The organism is Micromonospora sp. NPDC005161, from assembly GCF_053599855.1.
In genome coordinates this window covers 1-7,659 of record NZ_JBSFYQ010000095.1, presented here as the reverse complement: position 1 = coordinate 7,659, position 7,659 = coordinate 1, and the positions used below count along the sequence as shown (strand labels likewise).

Sequence of the window (7,659 nt, the reverse complement as noted above, 5' to 3'; positions counted from 1 at the left end):
ACCAACATCGCCCGCGCCGCCAGACGCGCCAACCGCCGCTCCCACGACCTCATCACCGCCGTGACCAGCAGTAATCCTAGAACGCAATGACCCTGAAGGGGCACCGGCCTCATTACCCTTCCAAGAGGCGCTTCACGGCGCTATCGCCATCAAAGGGTACGGACTCGCTGCCGCGCGGAACAACCACGAAGGTGCGGGTGAGGAAGCGAAAAAGGACTGAACGGGGTACCTCGAAGAGGGCGTCTCCGTCCGGCGACGACAGTGCCAGCGCGACGAAGACGCCGCGGGGAGTGTCCCAGGGCCAAACACGGACGTTGTCCGCGCCAGCGGGCTCATCGAGTCCCGTGATGAGCACCTCCCGGGGGAATGCCCAGCTGACAGCCTCGCCGCCTGCTGATTCCGCATGGAACAGTACGTGGACGTTGTATGGATCGGCTGGGTCATAGCGCAGGCTGGCACAGACCGGCACGGCCGCGGCGTCGGGCGCCACGAGCCGGAGCGAGGTTACAACCCCCACCGTCGTGGGCCTAATTACCGGCATAGTGGCTCCCAACAACGGAAAAAGCGTCTCAAGATTCGAGGGTATGAGCGCGGGGTTCTGGCAGCGCCGACAATGCTTCGACGGGTGAGACATTGGCCCAGTAGTGCAAGAACGCCAAATCAAGCAGTAACCATTGGGCCGTCGTTTCCTGGTATTTGGCTCCAGTCATGAGGCCGGAGATGACGAGCGCGCCTGCTGCAAGGCACAGCAGCCCCATCAGGAGGCTCCAAAAAGGACTTCTACCGTCAATGGACCAAGCCCACACTTCGGCGGCGGCAGTTGCGATCACAACAGCAGGTGCAATCCCTACGCAGATTTGACGCACCGATCGACGATATTCGTACTCACTCTGGGCTGCTTGGGACATATCGCGTCGCGCGACTGTGAGCGCAAGTTGCAGATCTAACGGCAACTCCGGGGGTGGCGAGAACAACTGCCTCCACCAGCGGCTCGGATCAGTCCACCAATTTACCCTGACGGAATCTGAAACGGCATTGGTTTGCTCCGCTTGTCCCCGGGGGTCCTCTGCTGGCCCTTTCGGGTTGGGCTTGAATAGGTGTCGAAGATAGCTGACGGTCGGCTGCTCCCGGTTAGGGCCCGCAGCAGTATCCTCAAGGCGCCTCAACTTCTCAAGGCGGGAAATGCGTGCGTTTTGTATCAGGAAGTTAGTGGGCCAAAGAAACGTACCCATTACAACAACCACACCAATGGCGTAGGAAGTGCCAAGCAAAACGAGGAGAGCGACGATGGCTTGGAGGGATCCAGTACCTACTGGCGATGTAACCTGTGTGATCCACCGGGTGGAGTCGGCTCCGACAAGACTGAGGGAAGCGGTGAGCCAAAGCCCGCTGGCAAGCGTGGCGGCGCCCGGAAGTAGAAACTCCACCCGGAGGGGTACTCCATACTCCATGGGGATGAGCATGGCACTGACAATGGACAACCTCAATGCCGCCGGACTGGCCTGATGAAGACGGAGTGTCGGGTATCGGACGTTCGGGCGGTCGCTTATCGAGCTGATGCACCGAGATCGGTGGGGTTACTCGATGCCCGACATGGCCGGCGTCCACGAACTCGAGCCCCCTGGCGGGCTCCAGCCCACTTGGACTTACGTCTGAGCCGGGGCAACCTTTCGACCAAGGTGATCAGGCGGCGTCCGGCCTTCGTCTCACTTGTCGTCTCGTTCCCAGACGTGGGGGGGGCGACCGTAGACGAACGGCCGGTTGAGTTGGCCCAGGTGGCGATCCGACCCGATCAAGCGCGTATAGCGCCGAGCAGACTTGGAAAGCGTGGCTGGGCGTGCTCACGCCGGCCCTGGCCCTGCTGGTCTCAGTTGCGGTCTCCTTCATCAACGTACGAGGCCGTCCGTCGGAGGCCGGACCCGGCTTGCCGCCCCGCTCATGGCCCCAGTCGGTTGAGGCTGGACCTCGCGTCGCAGACCTCGAAAGCGTGTGAGGTGGTAGGGCGTTTCTAGGACTTCGCTGGCGGGCGGCGTCGAACCAGGACGCGGGCCGCTTCGGGGTCGACCCGGGGGTACTGGATGGCGAAGGTGCGTGGTGGCATGCCTACGCTGTGGGAGCCCACCAAAGAAGCTGGTCGAGAACGAGTGCGCCTGTCCCGATCTCCGCGGCGGCGCCCCTGGAGATGGCGAGGATCGCATGAGGATTGGCCGGGACGTCGAAGCCGAGGGCGTTGAGCGCCTTCTGCACGCGGACGTCGGGCTTGAGTGCATCGCCGCCGCAGCGCATGCGTAGGTAGCTGAACAAGGCAAGACCGATGCCCTTAACACCCCCTACGTAAGGGTCAAGCATGTAGGCGTGCTCGAGTGCGTCCACAGAGGTAGCCCACGCACGGCAGCCCTCATCTTCGCTGAGACCGTTCTCGTCGGCGAAACGCAGGAGCCTGCGTGCAGTCGTCGACATGGTCTCGGCCTCACCAGATCGAAGGCCCAAGGTGCCGGAATCGGACCACGCTGCAAGCCTCCTGAGGGTGGAGCCCTCCACATCCTCTTCCCACCTGGCGACCAGGGGCAACACTCGGCTTTGGTACTTGCGCTGTCGCGAGGCGATCACATCCACCACCATGGCGCCTCGGCGGCCCTCGTAGACTGCGCCGTATTGGTCGGCCCGCTGTTTCGCGGCATCGCCGGCTCGTTCTCGGAGCCCTCGAAGGTTTGCTACCGCGTCCTGCCAACCCGGTCGGCGCCGGAGCAACTCCGTGATCTGCTCGCCTGGCACTTGACCCCCTTCGGGTACGTCGTCTTCACCCCTGTTGATCGGCGAGATCATCGTTCCCCTTGTTGTACCGGCAGGCAATGGCGGTTTGCCCGGCCTGGCATCCGAGGGCGTGCAAGTAGGGCATCCGCGGCTCGCTGAGCAGCCAGGCGAGCAGCCGAACGGCCAGCCTGACCGGACGGTCGGAGACCAGGACGTCACGTTGCGGGCAATACCCAGCAGGTTGACGTGGCCGACGAACTCGACGACGCCCCCGGCCTACCAGTACCGGTGCCAGCCTCGGAGGCGAAAGGCTGAAGGGTTGGGACAGGAACACGACAGATGCCTGCTCCTCGAAAGAGGACTATCTCCTCATGAGAGAAGTTTCTGATGCCGGGGAAGACAAACCCCGAGAGCGGGCAGGCTCCCCCGATGCCCCCCAAGAAATCCCGTCGCTCCACATCGCGCCCGAGGAACCGTTTGAAACTCGGCACCGCAACTTGATTCCTGAGCCCAAAGTGGTGTTTCCGGAATCCGCGGAACGTTGGCGGCCCCGCGAAGAACTATCCGGGGCTGAACTCCTTAGGCGAACTTCGAGGAAGCAGATCAGCATTCTCCGGCCAAATGCTGAGTTCACAAGCCCCTCGGAGGTCCCTCGGTTTTCCGACTTAAACCGCGCCGATCACTTGGTCGAATCTGCGATGGTAGGCGCCGTACAGGCGATGTTGTGGAAGTCGGCTGAGCTCGTCGCTGACACAGTTGCGCCGGGCACAGGCCCGTTGGTCAGGGTCATCAAAATTATTTCCGAGTTTCGTGGGGCTGTGAAGACTTACGAGGACGGCGAGGGCTTTCTCGTAAGCCTCCCGCTCCTTGATCTCCCTGGACACGACTTCTCCGCAAGCCTCAGGCTCCGGGCCTTTGCGACAGACGCTCCCCCCGGACTGCCCGCAGACCTAGGGTTCGACTATGTGTCCACGAACGGGCAGCTGGACAGGTTCAACGTCGTTGAGGGCACCAATGCCTCCTCGACCAACGAGGTAGGCTTGCCCGACAACGAACTTGACCCCCTGCTCCGTCATGCGCAACAACTATCTGCTGCAGCCGGCGTAAAGTCCTCCGAGTTTATGGTCTCTTACCTGCACCAGGCTACGCGGACCGGCTGGGTCGTGGTTCAGCCGTTCGGGGAGCCAGCACGCTGCGAGGCATGGTTCAAATACAAGCTGACTCTTTCATTGGCCCGGCAGGGTGAGTTGAGAACGACGTGCCCATTGTGTGGTCGGATCAGGTCCAACGGACATGAATGTATCCCGTGCTAGCTGGTGCGAGCCGCTAGGGGTTCGCACCACCCGCCAGTTTGGGTCCGCATCGCCCCGACGGAGGTCATCACTTTCCGGGGCGACGTACTCCGCCGGGTCATAGCGCCTCCTGGCCTTCGGCGGAATGGCTCTCGGACAGCAGATTGCCGACGGGAGCAGTGGAGAGACAGCACGGCCTGTCGAGGGCGGCCAGGCCGCTCGCGGGTAGTCCTCCGGTGTGTGCGTACTACAGGGCACGATGCCAGAACGGGCTTGGTTCGCCTATCGGCACGAATCCGGCTGTCTTCAGCACGCGCAGACCGTCGGCACTCACTGGGCGCGCAAACAAGGCTCTGGTCCCGCTGCCTAGGAGGAATGACTCAAGAAAGCTCAACGCCCACGCGCGTCCGGCGGCTGTCGCTCCGGCCACCCCTCCAAGGTAGACGCCGTGCGGCCGTTGCCACGTGCGTGTGACGTAGCGTTCCAACATTGTGGAGTCAAGCGACGTAATAGCCTTTCCCTGAAAGTCCCTGACGGCACGTGCCGTCAACGGTGCGATCACGACCATGCCAACCAGGCTTCGCTTGTCGTTCCGTTCGCTCTCTACCAAACGGATGCACATGGGGTTGCGTCGGTACAGGCCCTGCATCAGGGCCAGCGATGGCGGATCGTGCCGCAGCAGTGAGGCCAGGAAGTCGTAGGCGTCCGCGACGTCGCGGGGGGACTGGGCCCACCGCGTTGTGTGGATACCGATGCGCAAGTTGGGTAGGTCCCGGCTGCCCAGGGGAGTCTGCGCACGAGTAACAGTGTGCGGCACAGCGCGGCAACGAAGGCCGCCAGAGCGATTGCACCCAGCACGATGCTGAGCGCTCGGAGCCAAGTGACCTGGCTCGGGTTCGAAACCGATACCGCAATGCCGACAATGCCGAGCAAGGTAGATAGGCACCAAGCCCCGATCGCCAGTGAAGTGATCTCAGCAAGGCCGGATCGCCAACTGGGGACAACACGGGTGTAGCGTCCATAGCGGACAGTGCTGGATGTGGGCGTGGAGCCATCGATAGACAGGTTCTTGCGACGGAATCAGTCTTCGAGAGGGCTCCACGTGATCACCTATTCTGCCAGGCTCGACGTGCCCAGGGAACTCGTGCGGCACGTGGCGCGTCTGCTGCGAGCCGAGCGTCGGGCGGTGGGCACCCGACCGGGAACCCGGGCGTTGACCTGCTTCTACCAGGCGCTCCTCGTTCTGGTGTGGTTCCGTAAGGGCGAGGACAAAACCGTCCTCGGGGCCGGGTTCGGGGTGTCACGTGCCACCGCCTACCGGTACGTCGCCGAGGCCGTACGCGTCCTGGCGGCGCAGACACCCACCCTGCACGAGGCGTTGGCGCGGGTCGCCGCCGACGGCTGGTCGCACGTGATCCTGGACGGCAAGCTGTTCGACACCGACCGGCTGGCCGAGACCACCACCAGCGTCAAAGACGTCACCATCGACGCCTGGTACTCGGGGAAACACCGCGACTTCGGCGCGAACATTCAGGCGGTGATGCGCCCGGACGGGCTACCGATCTGGACCTCCGAGGCGATGCCCGGACACCTGCACGACCTGACCTGCGCCCAGCACTTGGACGTCACCGGTGCCCTCTACTGGGCGGCCTCACACCTGCACCTACCGACCCTGGCCGACTCGGGCTACGAAGGCGCTGGCCAGGGCATCCACACTCCCTACAAGCAGCCCGCCGACGGCCGCCGCCTCGCCGTCAACAACCGCGCCTACAACGCTGCCCTTCGATCCATGCGCTGCCTCGGAGAACGCGGCTTCGCGATCCTCACCGGCCGCTGGCACACGCTGCGCCACACCACCGCCAGCCCCCGGAGTATCGGCGACATCGTCCGCGCCGCACTCCACCTCACCCACTTCGAATACCGATACCTACCCGAATCTTGTTGAGATCACTTCAGTTGCCAATTTTGTGGCAAGGTGGGGCCAGGTCTAGACGCCATCCGGTTCCTCTCGATGAAGTAGACAGGGTCTTGCAATGCAGGGTCCACGTAGCAAGCGAGACAATAAGCCGGCCAGTGGCGGGACCTCACAGTAGTGGCGGAGGGAGAAGCGGGAAAGGGGCCTGTAAGGAAGCCATCAGGCGCCCGCCGAGAAAGTTTGAGGTTACGCCCTCCGCAGGGTTCAGGCCCGGCCGTCGGCGAGGCTGCCGGCTTAGGGCAACGACGTGCATCTACTTCCTCGACCCATCGAGAAGCAGCAAGGAGGCAGCGAACGCGTCGCCTGCCGTCAACAAGTCACGACCGCACACGGGGTCGCAGCCGAACTTTTAGACACGGGATGACAACCGATGACAGCAGACGATGCACCGCAACGGCGTTCGGGACGAAGCGGTCCAGCTAGCTAGCGGTTGGGCATGGCTAGGCGGCAGCCTGAACGACTGCAGCAAGCACGCTCGCGGCAGCAGCGACGAACACACCCACCACCACCCAGATTTGCGACCTACTTTGCCGGTGCGAATCTTGTTCCGACCTCGCTTGTTGGCTCACGAAGTCGAGGAGTGCCCGCACCGTCTCCGTGTCGACCTCCTCCCCTCGCCCATCCTGGCTCGGGTCCCGATCAGACAGGGAGGCAGGACGTTCGGGAGGTTGTGTGGCGTGGGTTGCGGAGCCTACGCGGGGCCTGCGGCGGGCGTAGCGGGCATGAAGTGTGTAGGCATGCTGCGGCCCAATGTCTGTGGGGTAGAGGTCTTTGCTCTTGCGGAATAGGCCGGGGAATCCGTCGAGGGCGCTGAGGATCGCCTCCTCATCGAACCCCAGGTCCCGAGACAGACCCCGAGGAGACCGGCTACGCCAACCGGTCAGAGCGAGGTAGGTGATGAGCGCCATGAGTACGTCGAGATGAACGCTGTATCGACGGTCCTGAGTCACCCGCACAGTATGCAGTTCCATTGGCGCCGTAGCCGTAGCCGTAGCCGAGCCGGACGCCTGCGGACGCGACGCACAGAGCTCAGACGTCAACCGACGAGGCCCGGCGCCTGCTCGTCGACGCGGGTTGTCACCAGCTGGCAACAGCCGACAGCTTTGTGACCGCATCCCCCCGGCGGGGGTCGTAGCTCCGGCCGGGCCTGGTCGCCGTACAGCACGGAAGTACAGCAACCCACGGGGCCGTCGCAGCCCTCGGCCGGCCCAACGAGGCTCGCGACCTGCGTGTTGTTCCGCACCGGGTTTGATGGAGACATCGAAACCTGGGAGGAACACCAGCGATGCCGGCACCGAAGAAGTACAACGATGAGTTGCGTGAGCGTGCGACCCGGTTGGCGGTCGAGGCCCGCCGAGATCCGGCGTCCGCGATCGGAGCGATCCGGCGGATCGCCGGCCAGCTCGGGATTCATCCGGAGGCGTTGCGCACGTGGGTGAAGAAGGCCGAGACCGACGCCGGCGACCGGCCGGGCGTCACCAGCAGCGACGCGGAACGCCTCGCCGCGTTGGAACGGGAAGTGCGTGAGTTGCGGCGGGCGAACCAGATCCTGAAGTCCGCGGCGAGTTTCTTCGCGGCGGAGCTGGACCGTCCGTCGCGATGAAGGTCGACTTCGTCGACTCCCAGAAGGCCGAACAC

General features: G+C 63.8%; 5 protein-coding genes. 2 read left to right on the top strand and 3 right to left on the bottom strand.

Going from position 1 to position 7,659, the window contains the following annotated elements:
• Window positions 1-112: 112 nt before the first annotated feature.
• The 3 genes from ACWD5O_RS36610 to ACWD5O_RS36600 form a co-directional block, all read right to left on the bottom strand.
• Window positions 113-541, bottom strand: coding sequence for an SsgA family sporulation/cell division regulator (locus ACWD5O_RS36610; RefSeq protein ID WP_450088123.1), 429 nt, complete (start codon window positions 539-541; stop codon window positions 113-115).
• 28 nt (window positions 542-569) lie between these two features.
• Window positions 570-1,427, bottom strand: a complete 858-nt coding sequence (locus ACWD5O_RS36605; RefSeq protein WP_450088122.1) for a hypothetical protein — start codon at window positions 1,425-1,427, stop codon at window positions 570-572.
• A 676-nt stretch (window positions 1,428-2,103) separates the two neighbouring features.
• A complete protein-coding gene (locus tag ACWD5O_RS36600) occupies window positions 2,104-2,826 on the bottom strand; it encodes a hypothetical protein (protein WP_450088121.1) in 723 nt (240 codons plus the stop codon).
• Between the two features lie 2,322 nt (window positions 2,827-5,148).
• Between ACWD5O_RS36600 and ACWD5O_RS36595 the strand changes: the two genes are divergently transcribed.
• Window positions 5,149-5,991, top strand: coding sequence for a transposase family protein (locus ACWD5O_RS36595; RefSeq protein WP_450005813.1), 843 nt, complete (start codon window positions 5,149-5,151; stop codon window positions 5,989-5,991).
• 1,315 nt (window positions 5,992-7,306) lie between these two features.
• Window positions 7,307-7,624 (top strand): transposase, encoded by a 318-nt coding sequence (locus tag ACWD5O_RS36590; protein WP_450088120.1) that lies wholly within the window; start codon window positions 7,307-7,309, stop codon window positions 7,622-7,624.
• The last annotated feature ends 35 nt before the right edge of the window (window positions 7,625-7,659 follow it).

What these genes read in the sequence shown, in the direction of transcription:
- ACWD5O_RS36610 (WP_450088123.1), bottom strand. Translation starts at nt 541, where the DNA reads ATGCCGGTAATTAGGCCCACGACGGTGGGGGTTGTAACCTCGCTCCGG.
- ACWD5O_RS36600 (WP_450088121.1), bottom strand. Translation starts at nt 2,826, where the DNA reads ATGATCTCGCCGATCAACAGGGGTGAAGACGACGTACCCGAAGGGGGT.
- ACWD5O_RS36590 (WP_450088120.1), top strand. Translation starts at nt 7,307, where the DNA reads ATGCCGGCACCGAAGAAGTACAACGATGAGTTGCGTGAGCGTGCGACC.